Annotated in this window: 10 protein-coding genes; 5 read left to right on the plus strand and 5 right to left on the minus strand. The window is 65.2% G+C overall.

Going from position 1 to position 17,614, the window contains the following annotated elements; genetic code table 11:
* Positions 1–561: 561 nt before the first annotated feature.
* Positions 562–1,818: an aminopeptidase gene (locus QW861_RS22200; protein ID WP_316172712.1), complete on the plus strand. Its 1,257-nt coding sequence runs from the start codon at positions 562–564 to the stop codon at positions 1,816–1,818.
* Positions 1,819–1,905: 87 nt separating this feature from the next.
* Here QW861_RS22200 and QW861_RS22205 read toward each other — a convergent pair whose 3' ends face one another.
* Entirely contained in the window at positions 1,906–2,370 is a 465-nt protein-coding gene (locus tag QW861_RS22205; RefSeq protein WP_315754975.1) for a DUF4399 domain-containing protein, read from the minus strand.
* A gap of 327 nt (positions 2,371–2,697) precedes the next feature.
* Between QW861_RS22205 and QW861_RS22210 the strand changes: the two genes are divergently transcribed.
* Positions 2,698–3,150 carry a cupin domain-containing protein gene (locus QW861_RS22210; RefSeq protein ID WP_316172711.1) on the plus strand — a complete coding sequence of 151 codons (453 nt, stop codon included), beginning with the start codon at positions 2,698–2,700 and terminating at the stop codon, positions 3,148–3,150.
* Here the strand turns inward: QW861_RS22210 and QW861_RS22215 are convergent.
* Positions 3,147–3,965, minus strand: coding sequence for an MBL fold metallo-hydrolase (locus QW861_RS22215; RefSeq protein WP_315825907.1), 819 nt, complete (start codon positions 3,963–3,965; stop codon positions 3,147–3,149). The two genes, QW861_RS22210 and QW861_RS22215, sit on opposite strands and share 4 nt — an antisense overlap.
* Positions 3,966–4,075: 110 nt before the next feature.
* On the opposite strand from QW861_RS22215, the gene QW861_RS22220 reads away from it, so the two are divergent.
* Complete coding sequence (locus QW861_RS22220) at positions 4,076–4,981, plus strand: alpha/beta hydrolase (RefSeq protein ID WP_316193489.1); 906 nt, start codon at positions 4,076–4,078, stop codon at positions 4,979–4,981.
* 5 nt (positions 4,982–4,986) lie between these two features.
* Here QW861_RS22220 and QW861_RS22225 read toward each other — a convergent pair whose 3' ends face one another.
* The 3 genes from QW861_RS22225 to QW861_RS22235 form a co-directional block, all read right to left on the minus strand.
* Complete coding sequence (locus QW861_RS22225; RefSeq protein WP_316193490.1) at positions 4,987–6,513, minus strand: permease; 1,527 nt, start codon at positions 6,511–6,513, stop codon at positions 4,987–4,989.
* On the minus strand, positions 6,510–7,259 hold the full coding sequence (locus QW861_RS22230) for an ABC transporter ATP-binding protein (protein ID WP_316193491.1): 750 nt from the start codon (positions 7,257–7,259) through the stop codon (positions 6,510–6,512). Before QW861_RS22230 ends, QW861_RS22225 begins: the two co-directional genes overlap by 4 nt.
* Positions 7,260–7,455: 196 nt before the next feature.
* Positions 7,456–8,217 (minus strand): transglutaminase-like cysteine peptidase, encoded by a 762-nt coding sequence (locus tag QW861_RS22235; protein ID WP_316193492.1) that lies wholly within the window; start codon positions 8,215–8,217, stop codon positions 7,456–7,458.
* A gap of 606 nt (positions 8,218–8,823) precedes the next feature.
* Here QW861_RS22235 and QW861_RS22240 point away from each other — a divergent pair.
* Entirely contained in the window at positions 8,824–15,123 is a 6,300-nt protein-coding gene (locus QW861_RS22240; RefSeq protein ID WP_316193493.1) for a VCBS domain-containing protein, read from the plus strand.
* Between the two features lie 108 nt (positions 15,124–15,231).
* A complete protein-coding gene (locus QW861_RS22245) occupies positions 15,232–17,457 on the plus strand; it encodes an adenylate/guanylate cyclase domain-containing protein (protein ID WP_316169570.1) in 2,226 nt (741 codons plus the stop codon).
* Positions 17,458–17,614 lie beyond the last annotated feature (157 nt).

Here is a 17,614-nt window from a genome sequence, read left to right on the forward strand (position 1 = left end):
CGGGCCTCAGTCGAGGTCCGGCCTTCCCTGCACCCTCTCGTTTGAAGAGGGTGAGACCACTGTATCACTCGGACGCCCGGGGCGCCGCGAGGCTACGGACGCACATCCCCATATGCACATCCCATATGCCTCAAAATTGTTGATCACGACGGCGCCAATGGCTCGGTGCCCACCCTCCCCTGGAGGGGGAGGGTCGGTCGCCCGCGAAGCGGGCGAGCGGGGTGGGGTGATCTCTCCGCGAGCGCTTGTGCACGTGGAGAGATCACCCCACCCCGGCTCACGTTTCGCTTCGCTCACCACGAGGCGACCCTCCCCCCTCCAGGGGAGGGCGGGCACCGAGCTCGCGGCTTAGCTTTGGAGAGCGACTGATGCGGATCCATAGGGCCCGTTTTGAGGTGTCGGCTATGTTTCCGAACACCTTCACGGCAGTTGTCCGGGCCATGCCCTGCACGGCGACGAGGGCGGAGAGGCGATGCAGGAGCCGTCTCCCGTTCACCATTGACCGCCCCATCGATTGGCCTATCTCTTCAACACCGCAAAGAAACGGAACTGGATCCCCTGATGACCGCACATCCGCGCAACTTCGATGCCGCCATCGATCCCGTCAAGCTCGACCGCCTGGCCGAGGTGGCGGTGAAGGTGGGCCTGCAATTGCAGCCGGGTCAGGATCTGCTGCTGACCGCGCCGTCGGTGGCGCTGCCGCTGGCGCGCAAGGTCGCCGAGCACGCCTACAAGGCCGGCGCTGGGATCGTCACCTCGTTCTTCTCCGACGAGGAACTGACGCTGGCGCGCTACCGTTTTGGCCGTGACAACAGCTTCGATCGCGCCGCCGACTGGCTCTATCAGGGCATGGCCAAGGCGTTCTCGGAGAACACCGCGCGGCTCGCCATCGTCGGCGACAATCCGATGCTGCTGTCCGGCCAGGATCCGGCCAAGGTGGCGCGCGCCAGCAAGGCCAACTCCAAGGCCTATCAGCCGGCGCTGGAAAAGATCACCAATTTCGAGACCAACTGGAACATCATTGCCTATCCGAGCCCGTCCTGGGCCAAGCTGGTTTTCCCGGACGTGCCGGAGGAGGTCGCGGTGGCGAAGCTCGCGGACGCGATCTTCGCAGCGTCGCGTGTCGACCGCGAGGATGCCGTGTCTGCCTGGGAGCGCCACAACGCGGTGCTGCGCGAGCGCACCGAGTGGCTCAACGGCCAGCGCTTCAGCGCCCTGCATTACACCGGACCCGGCATGGACCTGACGATCGGTCTCGCCGACGGCCATGAATGGGAGGGCGGCGCCTCGACTGCCAAGAACGGCATCACCTGCAACGCCAACATTCCGACCGAGGAAGTGTTCACGACGCCGCATTGCCGCCGTGTGTCGGGTCACGTCGTCAGCTCCAAGCCGCTGTCCTATCAGGGCACGCTGATCGACAACATCCAGGTCAGGTTCGAGGAGGGCCGCATCGTCGAGGCGAGGGCTTCGAAGGGCGAGGAGGTGCTGAACAAGGTGCTCGACACCGACGAGGGCGCGCGCCGGCTCGGCGAAGTCGCGCTGGTGCCGCACTCCTCGCCGATCTCCAAGAGCGGCCTGTTGTTCTACAACACGCTGTTCGACGAGAACGCGGCCTCGCACATCGCGCTCGGCCAGTGCTACTCCAAATGCTTCGTCAACGGCACGTCGCTGTCGCCGCAGCAGATCGCAGCCCAGGGCGGCAACCAAAGCCTGATCCACATCGACTGGATGATCGGCGCGGCCGACACCGACATCGACGGCCTCCATGAAGATGGCCGCCGCGTCCCGGTGTTCCGCAAGGGCGAGTGGGCCTGACGCATGACGGGCCGGCGCCACGCGTGCACCGGCCCGAAGCGAGCCGCGAGCGATGCTCGCGGCGGTGTCGTCGTCGATCGAACCTGCCTACTGCTTGGCGCTGCCGGTGGTGGCCTGCACGTCGATCGTGATCCGCTCCGACATCACCGGCTTGTTGTGGGGGATGTGGCTCCAGTCGCCGAGCACGAGCTGCAAGGTGTGCTTGCCCGGCGTCAGATTGACCGAGGCTTCAGTCTGGCCCTTGCCGAAATGCACGTGGCCGGCATCGACCGGGATCGCCTCGTTGAGTGCGTCGCCCTCGAGCGCGGGCGCGTCGATCAGCAGGTGGTGGTGCCCGGTGTTGGGAGCCTCGGTGCCGGACGGCGCGACGCCCATGCCGGACAGGCCGAAGCGGATCAGGACCGGCGAGGAGACGGTGTCGCCGTCCTTCAGGTTGATGAAGTAGGCCTTGGCGTTTTCGGGGGCGGGCGTTTCGCCCGCCATGACGAGACTGCTGGTTGCAAGGGCGGCGGCGGACAGCGTGAGGGCGAGTGCGAGGCTCAGTCGGCGCATCCTGGGAAATCCTTATCTCTGCGAAGGCGGCAAATCTTTAAAGGTGACGGCACGGCGCAGGATGGGCAGGGCGACCGGAGGGGCGCCTGTCCGCATCTTGCAGTGCGAGCAAACAGTAGATCAGCAGGTTTGGCGAGGCCGCGAACAAATTGCGGCGTTCGCGTGAAGTTTATAGCGCTTGCGTGTTTGTGATGCGACGGCTGGTCGCGGTGGTCTGTTCAAATCTTAACGATCGCGGAAAGCAGCCATTAGGTGCAATCGGCTACGGTCGCAGGCTCATGCCGGCGTTCGCCCGGTCATTTCAGTCCCATGCATTTGAGGTCCAAGATGTCTCCGTCCTTGATCGAAACCGCCAATCTCGCCGTCGACCTGGCGCCCGCTCCGATCGAGCCGTCCTGGATCATCGAGGGCAATCCGACCGCGACCTCCTGCACCATCGCGCGCAGCAGCGACGGGCTGGGCTCGACCATCGTCTGGCATTGCACCGAGGGCAAGTTCAACTGGTACTACGATTTCGACGAGACCATCCTGATCCTCGAAGGCGCGATCACGCTGGAGAGCGAGGGCATGCCGGCGAAACGCTACGGGCCGGGCGACGTGATCTTCTTCCGCGATGGCGCACATGCCAAGTGGCATGTCGAAGGCCACGTCAAGAAGCTCGCTTTCTGCCTGAAGACGCAGCCCTACGTGCTCGGCCTCGCGGTGCGGATCATCAACAAGCTCAAGCGCATGTTCCTGACGCCGGAAGGCCGCCGCGGCACCAGCCTTGCGGGCGCCTAGACGCCGTCGAGGATGATCACGGTCGGGACCTGTGGCAGCAGCTCGCGCGACATCTTCAAGGTGCGCTCGGCGCGGCGGTCGATCTCGAACTGCTGGCCGATCTTGCGCATGAACTCGTCGAGCGGAGTCGCGAAGCGGTGCATCGGCAGCACCACCGAGGCGCGCAGACGCTTGGTGATCTCCGAGATGCCGTCGAGCGACATCGTGTAGGTGCCGTCGATCGGCACCATCACCACGTCGAGCCGGCCGATTGCGGCGAAATGAGTCTCGTCGAGCTTGACGTGCAGGTGGCCGAGATGGCCGATGCACAGGCCGGCGACCTCGAAGATGAAGATCGAGTTGCCGTCCTTGATCATGTCGACGCCGATGGAATCTCCGAAATAGCGGCGGATGTCGGTGGTGATGTTGCGGATCAGCACGTCGCCGATTCGCTCGAAGATCTGGGCCGGCTTGCCGTCGTCGCCCCAGCCGCGCAGCACATGCGGGATGCGCGGATCGGGGGCCAGCGTGTAGTGCGTCGAATGCGCGCGGTTCATGGTGATCACGTCGGGCAGCCGTCCGACCTGATAGGCGCCGCTGTAGTCGGTCGCGATGCGGATGCCCATCGGCGTGTCGATGAAGTAGGTCGAGTGGCCGGCATAGGTGATCGTCACCTCGTTGCCGGCAGCCGCCGTCCGGCGCAGGCTGACCGGCATCGCGCGCGGTTGGTTGCCGGCCATCGCCAGGCACTCGCTGGTGCGCGGTCCCGATTGCGCCAGAGCGGGCGATGCGAACGCGACCAGCACGGCAAGCAGCGAGACCAGCGAGCGCAGCATGGCAGTTCCCCTTCGACAGCGCGTGTGAGTGTAGCGGGGAATCCGGATCAGAACTATCCTCGGCGCAACGCCCGGCTCGAGAGCGCGGCGCGACGACGTGGAGAGATGGCATGACGGATCGGGTGTTGCAGCCGTTGCGGGAGATCGACGCAGGCGTGCTCCGCATTGCCTATGTCGAGAGCGGGCCGGCCGATGGCCCCGTCGTCATCCTGCTGCACGGCTATCCCTACGATATCCACTCCTATGTCGAGGTCGCGCCGCGCCTCGCCGCGCAGGGCTGCCGCGTCATCGTGCCCTATCTGCGCGGCTATGGACCCACTCGTTTCCGCGACGCATCGACGCCGCGCTCGGGCCAGCAGGCCGCGGTCGGCGCCGATCTGGTCGCGCTGATGGATGCGCTGGCGATCCCGCGCGCCGTGTTCGCCGGCTATGATTGGGGTGGCAGGGCCGCCTGCGTCGGCGCGGCGCTGTGGCCCGAGCGCTGCACGGGCCTGGTCTCCGTGAACGGCTATCTGATCCAGGACATCGCGCGGGCATTGGAGCCGGCGCCGGTGCCGCGCGAGTTCGCGTTCTGGTATCAGTGGTACTTCCAGACCGAGCGCGGCCGCGCCGGGCTCGCCGCCCACCGCGCCGACATCGCACGGCTGCTGTGGCAGCAATGGTCGCCGCACTGGCGCTTCGACGATGCGACCTTCGCGCGCGCGGCGGAGGCGTTCGACAATCCCGATCACGTCGATGTCGTGATCCACAGCTATCGGCATCGCTACGGGCTGGCCGATGGGGATCCGCGCTATCAGGAGCTGGAGCGGCGATTGGCGACCCTGCCCGTCATCACCGTGCCTACGATCACGCTCGATGGCGACGCCGACGGCGTGATCCCGGCGACGGACGGCCAGGCGCATGCTGCGAAGTTCAGCAACCGGATCGGCCATCGCGTGATCGCGCGGGCCGGCCACAATTTGCCGCAGGAAGAGCCGGCGGCGTTCGCCGCCGCCGTGACGGAGCTGCTGCGCTGAACGCTTCAGGCCCGCGCCGGGCTCAGCTTCCAGGCCGCGAGCAACAGGCCCGCGGTCATCAGGCCGCAGACGATGGCGGCCTCGGGCAGCGCGAGCGCCAGCGCCGCGGTCGCCGCCCAGCCGATCGAGGAGAACGCCTCGGCAAAGGTCGCCAGCCGCGACGAGGTCTGGCGGCGGCGAAACTGGCTGCGACGCGCCTGGATCCGGAACCAGAGCTGGATGGCCGTGGAGGAGACGGTCGCGACCAGAACGGCAACGGCCGTGACCACCGCCTGCGCCGGTGCGACCCAACCGAGCGCAAGCACGAGGGGGGCGAAGATCATCGCGATCGTGATCAGCACGACCTCGACCTTGGCGCGCACGATGCGCGTCGCCGGCAGCGGCGCCGTCGCCACCAGCTCGGGCGCGTCCTCGCCGGAGAGGGTGAGCCAGGCGAGGCCGCCCGCGAGCTGGCCCGCCGCCATCACGACGACCGGCGTGATCAGGAACACCGCCTGCGAGCTGTCGGAGTAGCTGCGCCACAGCAGCAGCGCCGGAGGCACCAGATAGAGCAATTGCATCAGCGTCTGCGAGATCAGCCAGGGATCGCGCCGCAGCAGCATGAACTCCTTGCGCCGCAGCGCCTGCTGCCGCGAGCCGCCCCGAAACGACCTGACGCGTGCGCCGGCGCGGCTGGAGATGCCCTGGGCCGCGGCGCTGATCGCGGTGTCGGCGAAGCGCGGCGAGAACACCATCATGACGACGCCGAGCAACAACAGTCCGGCTGCCAGCAGAATCAGCAGCGCCTGGCCGTCGCCGAGCGCCGCTCGAGCCGGCAGCCAAACAAGACTGTCGGGATCGGGCGCGATGGCGGCCGCGGCATCCGAGGTGAGGATGGCGAAGCGCGACAGCGTGCCATAGGACACGATCGCCGCGATCTGCAGCACGATGACGAAGCCGGCGCCGATCACGGCCGCCAGGATCTGGGCGACCAGCCGCGTTCGCGCCGGACCAATGAGGCGGAACAGGACGATCGTGATGGCAATGGCGACCGCGGCCGCCGACAGGCCGACGGCCGCGACCACGACGAACGCCGCGAGCCAGCGCGTGCCACCCTCGATCAGCAGCACGTCGACGAAGGGGGTCGCGAGCAGCAGCGCCATGCTGGTCACGGAGAGCGCGATCGCCGCGATCCGGACGGAGAAGATCTCGGCCAGCCGCACCGGCGACGACATGATGAGATCGAGGTCGGCACGGGCGTAGAACACGCGTGTGACGGATTCGATCGCCTGCGACAGCATCAGCGCCCAGGACAGCATGATGGTCGCGGTGATGACGATCAGCGCGGTCTTGTCGAGCGGCAGCTCGAGATCGGCGTAGCGACCGACCACGACCCAGGCCGGCAGATGCATGAGGGCGCCGAACAGCACGAGACCGATGATGGCGGCCCGCGTGCGGCGGCGCCTGCCGGCCGTGATCATGCCGAGCCATTCCCGCCAGGCGAGCCGGAGCTCGTGACGGGCGAACCAGGCGAGCGTCGCCGCCCGCGTCATGCCGCGGACTCGACGTCGACCAGTGCGATGAACAACTCCTCCAGGCTGGTGTCGGTGCGACCGTTCTGCTGGCGCAGCTCGGCCAGAGTGCCTTCGGCGACGACGCGCCCGGCGGCGATCACGCCGATCCGGTCGGCCATGCGCTCGGCGACTTCGAGAATGTGCGTGGTCATGATCACCGTGCCGCCGCGGCGGACGCGCTCGGCGAGCAGGCCCTTGACGTGCCGCGCCGACACCGCGTCCAGGCCCGTCAGCGGCTCGTCCAGGATGATCAGCCGCGGGTCGTGGATCAGCGCGCCGGCGAGCGCGACCTTCTGGCGCATGCCCTTGGAAAAGCCTTCGCAGCACTCGTGCAGATGCGGCTCCAGCCCGAGCGAGACCAGAAGTTCGGTTGCCGCGTTACTCGAGGTCGCCGGATCGATGCCCCACAGTCCGGCGACGAACTCGAGATATTCGAGCGGCGTGAGCTTGTCGTAGATCATGGGCTCGTCGGAGACCCAGGCCATCACCTGCTTGGCGGCGATCGGGTCGCGCAGTGCATCGATGCCGAAGATCTCGATCCGCCCGGCATCCGGCCGCAGCAGGCCCGCGACCATGCGCAGCGTCGTCGTCTTGCCGGCGCCGTTCGGGCCGACCAGTGCATAGAATTCACCCGAGCGCACCACGAGGTCGAGCGCATCGACCGCCGGCCGCTCGAAACATTTCGTCAGTTCTCGCACGGCGAGGGCGGGGCTGCCTGGGGTCATGACGGCACTATCGCCTCGTTCGGTTCGCGTCTGCAATGTGGATGCAACTCGTTGCGGCGCGGTGAACGAGCCGCCGCATCGTGTCCTTCGGTGCCGGCCGGTTCCGTCGGCGCACTGGCCGCATTCCTGCCGTCCTCGTCCCGTGAACTCCCGGCCACGTCTCAAGTTGTGGGCACGCGGCAACGATGCGCGATCGTCAATAGTTCACGGAAGCCGTCCCCTCAGGCGACAGCGCCCGGACCTCCGCCATCAGGGGCAAAGCCTGATACCGGGAGATGCCGGTCTCGTCGATCACGAACAACGGCCGCACCTGCCGCGCATCGCTGTCCTGGATCATCGCCATGCGCTGATTGTCGAGCATCAGCCAATGCCCGTCGAGGCGCGCCGCCGCGACGGCGTGATCCTCGTCCCGGACGACATCGTGCAGGATCACGATCCGCAGATCGTCGATGGCAACGCCGGCCATCCGAAGCGCGACGAGCTTGGCGATCGCGTAGTCCTCACAATCGCCGGCACGGCGTTCGAAGGTAGCGAGAGGGGAGGCCCACACGTCCACCTGGCCATATTGAGCGAGATCACTGGCCGGCCGGATGGCCAGATTGACCGCCCGATTGATCTCGCCGAGCCTTGCCCGTCCCGCCCGGAGACGGCCCTGATCGATGATCGCCAGCAGGCTGAGGGCGGCAGGGGAGACGCAGCGCTCGCGGTCGCCATCGCACAGCGCGAGCTGTACGCGCTCGTCTTCGAGCTTGCGCGCGAGCGCCAACCACTTGTCGCGCAACGCGCCGGCCTCCAGGCCGACCCGCGGCAGGCCGAATGGCTCGGCCGTATCCTCGATGGCGGTTGCGAACCCCAATGGCCGCGCGACAGGACCGGCGCTCGCTGGGCTGCCGATCCATATGGCGGCGCTGGCGGCCGCGACCGCCAGCGATGCGCGCTTTAGCGCGAGAAAATTCATGTGACGCCCCGTGCCCGGATCTCGGCCGGCGCGACGCAGCGCCTGACGGAACCGGATGCTTGTTGGGGGTCAGCATGGGTGCGGAGGCTTGGCCTCTGCTTAAAACCGGCAATCCGGCGACCAAATCGCGGGATTTACGCTGAACGTTGTGTTGCTCCGATGCGACAAATCCTAGCGAAAGCTGAACGATGGTCGCGAAGGTCTGGAAGGTTCGCGGTGAAGTTGTGCTTCGAACCCATCCGCAGCTCCTGCCAAATTGATGCAATTCGTCGATTCTTGTTCTCCTACCCGCAGTCCTCCACTTGAAATCCGTTGTCAGGGGTAAGCCGGTGCGGATGTTGATGTCGGCAAAGGTATTGGATGGCCTATGAATACTTGGAATTACTTTGATTTTCTGAAGCGACGTGAATTTTGACTTGGCAGGTCTCGGCCGGGGTCAGCTTTAAAGAGGGCAGAAACTCGACAACATCGTAGCGATCCCGCGGAAGCCGCCGTTTTTGGCCACCTGAAGCACAAGCTGAAGGTGGTTCCGCCAGACACTTGCCAGTGATATGCACGCCTTGAACACTCATTCTTATGTATTCATTAACCATAGTCGGTGGCCCCTTGAATTACGCTGGCAATTTTGACGCCGCGCTTTTCTCCGAAGGCCGGGGCGCCTCTTCGCACGGTCACGTGCGGCTGGAGACGCCGCATGCCCATGCGCCGACCGACGCGATCGTCGTTCCGGACGCGCATTTTCTGTTCAATGCCGATTTCAAGCGGTCTGGTCTCGACCTGATCCTGTCGTCCGACGGACGCGAGATGGTGCTGCCGGACTATTTCAAGGGCGAGAAACGCGCGCCGCTGGCCTCGCCGGACGGCGCGCATCTGACCGGCGACCTCGTCAACGCGCTCTCCGGCGCGGTGCAGGTCAGCCAGGCCGGGGCGGCCGCGAGCGTGAGCAAGGTCATCGGCCATGTGACCAAGCTGCAGGGCACCGCGACGGTCATCCGCAACGGCGTTTCGATCCTCCTTCACAACGGCGACAACGTCGAGAAGGGCGACGTCGTCCAGTCCGGCTCGGATTCGACGCTCGGCATCACCTTCATCGACGGCACCGTGTTCGGCCTGTCGTCGAATGCGCGGATGGTGCTGAATGAAATGGTGTACGACCCCAACGGGTCGAACAATTCCTCGCTGATCAGCCTCGTCGCCGGCACGATCTCGTTCGTGGCCGGCGAGACCGCCAAGCATGGCGACATGAAGGTCGACACGCCCGTGGCGACCATGGGCATTCGCGGCACGGCCGTGCTGGTCGAGATCGACTTCACGGTGCCGGGGCAGGGCAGTCTGCCCGATGCCAAGTTCCAGGTGCTGGTCGAGCCCGATGGCCACACCGGCTCCTACGTTCTGTTCGACAAGACGACGCTGCAGCCGATCGCTGTGGTGAATCAGGCCGGACAGCAGATCCAGATCAGCAACGGAATCGTGAATCAGAGCGCTGTCCCGCTCACGCCGGACATCCAGAAGCTCATCAATGACGTCTTCACGCTGAAGTTCACCGACAACAGCAATCCGAAGTCGACGACCCATTTCACCGACATCGGGGTGCCGCAGACGCTGACGCCGCTGACCTTGCCCAATGGCACCAGCGCGACGCCGATCATCCGCGTGGTCGACGACACCGGCGCGACGACCGGGACTGGCCAGACCGGCGAGCAGCTGTCGCACATCCCGGGTCCGCCGGAAGTCAGGATTCTCGATACCGGCGGCCGGCTGACGACGGCTTTCGGAATTATGGAGCGCGCCGGTCAGACCGGGAACGGCGCCGATCTCGACGCCGTGCTCAGTCGCGTCAATTTCGTCGACATCAATGGCATCGACCGGCCGACGGTGTCCGTCAGTTTCAGTTCCTACGCCTATAAGAGCGCGCAGCAGGCCGACGTCACGGCCTCGTTGAATGCCCTACAATTGCAGGACGTCCTGGCGACCGCGGTGAAGATCACGGTCACGCCCGATCCGAACAACAAGAATTTCGGCACGGCGACGCTGACCTACAGCGTTCCCGACAAGTATTTCGATTTTTTGGCGGCAGGTGAAACGCTGACGCTGACTTACATCGTCCGCGTGGACAACAACTTTGCGCCGTCCAACGAATTCGCTCTGGTCCCGATCACGATCACCGTGACGGGGACCAACGACAAGCCCGAGATCGTCGCGAGCGTCCAGACCATCGCGTTCGAGGGCGGCACCAGCGTGCCCGGCGGCCCGCTGACATCGGACGATCCGACCTCGGGCACGCTGACCTTCACGGACGTCGATCTCACCGACAGCCATACCGTCTCGGCGAAGCTGACCAGCGCGGTTTTGAAGGGCGGCGGCAGCATTCCGCCGGCTCCGTTCGCGCTGTTCGAACAGGCCCTGACTGCGTCTCTGGCCTCCGACAGCACCGGGAGCGGCACCGGCAAGATCAATTGGAGCTTCGCCAACCTGCCGGTCTATGTCGCGGATTTCATTCCCGCCGGCCAGACGCTGACGCTCACCTACACCGTGACCGTGACGGACTCGCAAGGCGCGACATCGACGCAGACGGTCACGGTGACGATCACCGGCACCGACGATCCGGCGGTGGTCTGGATCGCCACGACGCAGCCTGGCGAGAGCAGCGGGGGGCAGGTTCATCTGTGGAGCGACGGCGCGAACTGGGCAACCGGTCTGGCTCCGACCGCCGATGATGACGTCATCATCATCACCGATCAGCTGCACGGCCTGACGCCGGCCTTTCCGGTGACGATCGATGACGACGCCTACGCCTATGCCAAATCGGTCACGCTGAATGATTTCGGCGGCGGCGCCGTTCCGGAGCTCGACAATAACGGCACGCTGACGATCAGCGGCGCGCTGACGGCCAAGGCCGACTCGCTCATCTACAACTTCTCGGGTGCGACGATCACCGTCGGCGGCTCGGTGCAGATCCTCGAGCAAAGCGAGTTTCACAATGCCGGCACCGTGCTGCTGGCTGGTGGCGGCGTGTTCGGGGCGAACGCCGGCATCTTCAACACCGGAACGATCGAGCTGTCCGGCGGTACGCTGACCGTGCACGGCGACGTCACCAACGGCGGTGAGGACTCCTCCGGCCTCATCCAGGTCGACCAGGGCGCGACGCTGACCCTGGAGGGTGGCAGCATCGATGGCGGCACCATTCTGATCCAGGGAATGCCGATCGTTCAGAATTTTGGCACGCTGGAGAACGACGGGCAAACGCCGCCGCAAGCCAACGGTCTGCTCGTCCTGAAAGGCGGAGCCGACATCAGCAATGGCCAGCTGACCAATTTCGGCGCGGTCGATGTGTCTGGCGCCGGAAATGCCATCTCGAACGAGATCGTCACGAACGTCGGCCTGATCGACATCAAGGCGGGTGGCGCGCTCGCGCTCGCCAACGACACCAGCATCGACAATACCGATGGTACGATCACGGTCGAAGACGCCGGAACGCTGACCCTGTCACAGGCGCGCGTCAGCGGCGGCACGCTGATCAACGAGTCCGGCGGAGCGGTGGCCCTGATCGGCCACGCCGCGCTGATCGGCGGGACGCTCGACAATTTCGACACGATCGCCGTGTCCGGCAGCGGCAATGCGTTCGAGGACGAGACGATCACCAATGCGAACGCCGCCGCGATCACCATTGCGCTGGCTGGTGCTCTCTCTCTGAGCGGCACGAGCATCGCCGGCGGCGCTATCACCAGCCATGGGACGATCTCCGTCGACGGCGACAGCACGATCGACGGCAGCGCCGTCGCTGGCGGAGAACTGCTGATCGGCGAGACCGGTCCGCTTGCGGAAATGACGGCGATCCTGACCGTTCAGGGCGGCGCGTCGTTGACCGACGTCGGCATCACGATCGGCGACGGCTCGACGCTCGAGGTCGCTGCAGACGAGACCGCGACCCTGGCCGGTGTCACCGTCGACAATTCCGGCACAGTCCAGGTGGACGACGGCGCGGTGCTAGTGATCGAGAGCAGCACGATCACCGGCGGCGATCTCGTCAACCACGGCATCGTGCATGTCGAGACTGCGGTGGCGACCACGTTCGACAATGTCACCATCGATAACACGGACGGTCAGATCATCATCGATGAGGATGGTGAGATGCCGGTCCCGTCGACGCTGGTGCTCGACGGGAGCACGACGCTCACGGGCGGCACCTTGAAGATCCAGATCGCGGGCACGCTGGAGATCGCCGGTCACGTGACGCTGAGCGGGGTAGACGTCGAGAATCTCCACGTCTTCACCGTCGATCTCGGCGCTTACCTCGATCTCGTCGACACCAAGGTGAGCGGCGATGGTGAGCTGCATGTCCATGGCACGATCACGGCGAGCGGCACGAGCGGCCTCAGTGGAACGATCTACAACGACGGCACGATCGAGATCACGGGCGGTACGTTCGAGATCACTGGCGATGTCCAAGGCTCCGGCCAGATCAAGGTCGATGCCGACGCCATCCTGAAGATCGACGACCATATCGAACAGACGATCGACTTCAGCAGCAAGGGAAGCAGCGAGATCGTCATCGACGACGCCAGCTTCTCCGCCAAACTCGCCGGCCTCGGCGTTGACGACAAGATCGACCTGCAGACGATCAAGTGGAGCGCGGCGACGACGGCGACCTACGATTCGGAAGCGGGCGTGCTCAGCGTCATTGACGGCCAGGGCCACCGCATCGATCTGACGCTCGTCGGCAACTATAGCGATGCGCATTTTGCCGGGAGCGATGATGGCCATGGCGGAACGCTGATCACGCTCATGGCGAAGGATGACGTGCCGGTGGTCGCCGATCCCGACCAGGCCGGCGCCATCACTGAGACGCCCAGCACGACCGGATCGTCAGATCCGCGCAGCGTCGGCGGCACCATTCACTTCACCGATGTCGATCTGACGGACCGCCCGACGGCTGCCATCCTCACCAATGCGCAGACGGTGAAGTGGACCGCGGCCGACAACACCGATCTGTCCGGTCAACTGACGCCGGACCAGGTCTCTGCGCTCGCGCAGGCGCTGCATCTGGTTCAAAGCGACAACACCAACAACGGCTCTGTCGATTGGACCTATGCCATCGCCGATGGCTCGCTGGATTTCCTCGGCGACGACCAGACCGTCACGGTGACCACGACCGTGACGCTCGACGACCATCGCGGCGGCACCGCGGCCTCGACCATCGTCGTCACCATCACCGGGACAAACGACCTGCCGGTGGTCAAGTCGGTGGCGCAGGCCGTTGTAATCGCCGAGCACTCCGGCAAGTCGGAATCGAGCGATCTCGACACCGCGCACGGCACGATCACCTTCACCGATGCCGACGTCGCCGACACGCATGCGGTCAAGGTGATCAACGTCGAAGTCGATGGCGCCCACAGCGGTCTTCCCTCGGACACATCGCTGCTCAAGAGCTGGCTGTCGCTCGGAGCTCTCACCGATTCCGTGGGAGGCGCTACCGCATCGCAACCCTGGACCTTCTCCGCCCAGGACAAGGCGTTCGACTATCTCGGAGCCGGCCAGCACGTGACGCTGACCTACACAATCGAGATCGCCGACGGCCACGGCGGCGTTCAGAACGTGCCCGTGACCATCACGGTCAATGGCGCCGAGGACGCGCCCGTCATCACCGGCGAGACCAATCCGGCCGTGCAGACCGTCGTCCTGGCCGAGCGGGCGACCGTGCTGGCGAGCACCGCCAAGACCAATGCCGAGGGCATGCCGACCGAGACGTTCGATCGCGTGTCGGAGGGCTCGATCTCCGACAACGGGCGCGGTCACGGCAGCTTCTACAGCGAGGCGCTGCACGCAACCTTCACGGCCAGCGGCAATGCGGGAATCGTGCACGGCTCCTCCCCGGTGTCGGCGGCGCCCTACATGGCCGACGGCGCCGACAAGACCAACTATCTCAGCGTCGGCAGCCACGCGCAGGAGACCATCACCTTCGACAGCGTCAAGAACAGCTTCGGGCTGTATTGGGGCTCGGTCGACAGCTACAACAGCATCTCCTTCTACAACGGCAACAAGCTGGTGGCGTCCTACACGGGCAGCGACGTCGCGCCGCTGCTCGCCAATGGCGGGCAGGCGTCGCTGGCCTCGAACGGCTATGTCGAGTTTCTCGGCCTGTCGCCGTTCAACAAGGTGGTGCTCGCCAGCAGCCAGAATGCGTTCGAGCTCGACAATGTTTCGGCCGGCTTCATCGCCGATCAGCCGGTGAAATTGACGAGCGGCATGTCCGGCACCTTGACGGTGCTCGACAGGGATGTCGGCGACACGCTGACCGCTTCGGTGGTCCAGAACGGCGTGATCAAATACAATGGCTTGCCGAGCCTGCCCTCGAACGCCCATGTCCAGGCGCTGGCCGATGCCCACGCGATCACCTTCGACCGCGCGATATCCGATGGCGGCTCCGAGGTGCTGCACTGGACATATCATCCGGCCGATGTGAACCTGGATTTTCTCAATCCCGGTGACACGCTGACCGTGACCTATCAGGCGGACGTCAGCGACGGCCGAGGCGGAACTGCGACCAAGGCGCTGACCGTCACGTTGGCCGGCAACGGCGCATCGACGATCAACGGCACGGACCAGAACGACAATTTCGTCAATGTCGGCGGCGGCGTGACGATCTTCGGCAAGGACGGCAACGACACCTTCGTCTTCAACCCGCATTTCGGCAGCGCCACGATCGGCGATTTCGATCTCAACAAGGACATCGTCGAGCTCGATCGTTCGCTGTTTGCCAGCGTCGAAGCGGTGGTCGCTGCCGCGCAGTCGGCCAATGGCGGCCACGACACCGTCATCACCGATGCGGTGCATGATACGCTCACGCTCAAGGGGGTGACGTTGGATCAATTCAAGGCGCATCACGACGGTTTCCACCTCGTCTGAGCCCGCACGTCCGTCTGCGATGCGGGCGCCGGCGTTGCCAAGCCGAGCGCTCTTTGGAGACGATCAGACGCCTCGGATCGCCCGCCTCGGCGTGATATCGGATGCTGCATGAAGCGATTGAGAGCAGTTCCTCGATGGTTCGCACGCAAGTTCGGCTTTGCGCGCCTGATGTGCCTGGTGCTGCTGGTCGCCTTCGCGGCGCTGCGCGCTGCCGATCCCGCGCCGATGCAGGAGCTACGCCTCCGCGCCTTCGACAACTTCCAGGCGTTCAGCCCCCGGGTCAAGACGATGCGCCCGGTCACCATCGTCGACATCGACGAGAAGAGTGTCGCCGACCCCAAGCTCGGTCAGTGGCCATGGCCGCGGACGCGGATCGCCGAGATCGTCGACAAACTGACGCAGCTCGGCGCGCTTGTCATCGCCTTCGACGTCGTGTTCGCCGAGCCGGACCGGCTGAATCCCGCGATTGCAGCTGAGACCTTTCCCAGCCTCGACGAAGCGACGCGCGAAAAGCTGAGGGCGCTGCCGTCGAACGATCAGGTGCTCGCCGATTCCCTGCGCCGGTCGCGCGTCGTCCTCGGCGAGACGGCGAGCCGCGACGTGCGGGCCGAACCCGACAAGACGCTGCCGGAGACCGGATTTGCGATGGTAGGGGAGCCCATCCCCTTCATGGAGCCGTTCCCGGGGCTGTTGCGCAACGTGCCGCTGATCGAGCATGCGGCGGCCGGCCGGGGCCTGTTCACGATCGAGCCGGAGCGTGACGGCATCGTCCGCCGGGTGCCCATGGTCATGCGAGCCCAGGACATCAAGATGCTGGCGCTGAGCTTCGAAATGCTGCGGGTCCTGACCGGGTCCGGCACTGTTCTGGTCAAGGCCGATCCAGGCGGTATCACCAGCATCGGGCTGGGCAGCGTTCACATTCCGACTGACGGCAACGGCAAGATCTGGGTCCATTACGCCAATCATGACCCATCCATCTATGTCTCCGCCATCGACGTGCTCGAGGGCCGCGTACCACCGGAGAAGATCGCGAGGAAGCTGATCCTGATCGGGCCATCCGCGATTGGCCTGAATGACATCAAGACAACACCTGTCTATTCGGCGATGCCGGGCGTCGAGGTGCACGCCCAGGTGCTGGAGTCGGTGCTCACCGGGTCGATCCTGGCGCGGCCTTATTGGGGCGTCGTGGTCGAGTTCTTTGGCGCGCTCCTGCTAGGGCTGCTCGTCATCGTCTTCGCTCCGCAGCTCGGCGCCATTACGCTGGTGATCGTGGGAGCGGTGTTCGCGAGCGCGCTGCTTGGCCTGTCTTGGTACTTCTACACCCAGCACCGGCTCCTGATCGACTTCACCTATCCGATGCTGTCGACGACGGCGATCTATCTGACGCTGATCTTCGCCAATTTCGTCCGCGAGCAGAATCAGCGCCGGCAGATGCGCTCGGTGTTCGGGCAATATCTGTCGCCGGTGCTGGTCGAGCAGCTTGCCCAATCGCCGCCGACGCTGGGCGGCGAGGAGCGCGAGATCACGGTGATGTTCTCGGACGTGCGCGGCTTCACCACGATCTCGGAGAGCTACAAGCACGATCCGCAGGGCTTGACGCAGCTGATGAACCGCTTCCTCACGCCGCTGACCAACGCCATCATCGCCCGCAAGGGCTATGTCGACAAATACATGGGCGACGCCATCATGGCGTTCTGGAACGCGCCGCTCGCCGACAAGGATCATCAGATCAATGCCTGCGAGGCGGCGCTCGACATGCTCGAGCGGATCGATCAGGTGAACGGCGAACGCGAGCAGGAGGCCGAGCATGGCGGCCACGTCTACATTCCGCTCAAGGTCGGCATCGGCCTCAACACCGGCATCGGCGTGGTCGGCAACATGGGCTCCGACCTGAAGTTCAACTATTCGGCGCTTGGCGACAGCGTCAACCTCGCGTCGCGCCTGGAGGGCCAGACCAAGGAGTACGGCTTTCCGATCATCGTCGGCTCGGCGACTGCGATGGCCGTGAAGGACCGGCTCGCGATTCTCGAGCTCGACTTCATCATGGTCAAGGGTAAGACCGAACCGGAGGTGATCTACGCCATCGCCGGCCGCGAGGACGTGATGTACTCCGAGCGCTTCCAGTTGCTCCGCAACCTCACCATCGAGATGCTGGCGAGCTATCGCAGCCGCGATTGGGAAGGGGCGCTGGCCGCGATCGAGCGCGGCCGCAAGAGCGACCAGGGACAAGACTTGGCCAAGCTTTATGATCTCTATGACGCACGCATCCGCAACTACCAGGTCAATCCGCCGCCCGAGGATTGGAACGGGGCGTACGCACTGCTGACGAAGTAGCCGGTGGTCCGTTCCCGAGTTCGCATCATGTCGCGGCGGCCTCGTTGGCCTGGTCCGGTGCCCGCGCGATGAGTATGCTCATCATTTGCAGACCACATAAGCCGAATAGGGCGGGCAACGCTTGCTGCGCTCATCCGTGCCGGGGACGGGGCGGGTG

The sequence above is a fragment of the Bradyrhizobium sp. SZCCHNRI1029 genome (assembly GCF_032487555.1).
Lineage (GTDB): Bacteria > Pseudomonadota > Alphaproteobacteria > Rhizobiales > Xanthobacteraceae > Bradyrhizobium.

Coding starts and splice junctions, on each gene's coding strand:
- QW861_RS22200 (WP_316172712.1), top strand. CDS start 562: ATGACCGCACATCCGCGCAACTTCGATGCCGCCATCGATCCCGTCAAG.
- QW861_RS22205 (WP_315754975.1), bottom strand. CDS start 2,370: ATGCGCCGACTGAGCCTCGCACTCGCCCTCACGCTGTCCGCCGCCGCC.
- QW861_RS22210 (WP_316172711.1), top strand. CDS start 2,698: ATGTCTCCGTCCTTGATCGAAACCGCCAATCTCGCCGTCGACCTGGCG.
- QW861_RS22215 (WP_315825907.1), bottom strand. CDS start 3,965: ATGCTGCGCTCGCTGGTCTCGCTGCTTGCCGTGCTGGTCGCGTTCGCA.
- QW861_RS22220 (WP_316193489.1), top strand. CDS start 4,076: ATGACGGATCGGGTGTTGCAGCCGTTGCGGGAGATCGACGCAGGCGTG.
- QW861_RS22225 (WP_316193490.1), bottom strand. CDS start 6,513: ATGACGCGGGCGGCGACGCTCGCCTGGTTCGCCCGTCACGAGCTCCGG.
- QW861_RS22230 (WP_316193491.1), bottom strand. CDS start 7,259: ATGACCCCAGGCAGCCCCGCCCTCGCCGTGCGAGAACTGACGAAATGT.
- QW861_RS22235 (WP_316193492.1), bottom strand. CDS start 8,217: ATGAATTTTCTCGCGCTAAAGCGCGCATCGCTGGCGGTCGCGGCCGCC.
- QW861_RS22245 (WP_316169570.1), top strand. CDS start 15,232: ATGAAGCGATTGAGAGCAGTTCCTCGATGGTTCGCACGCAAGTTCGGC.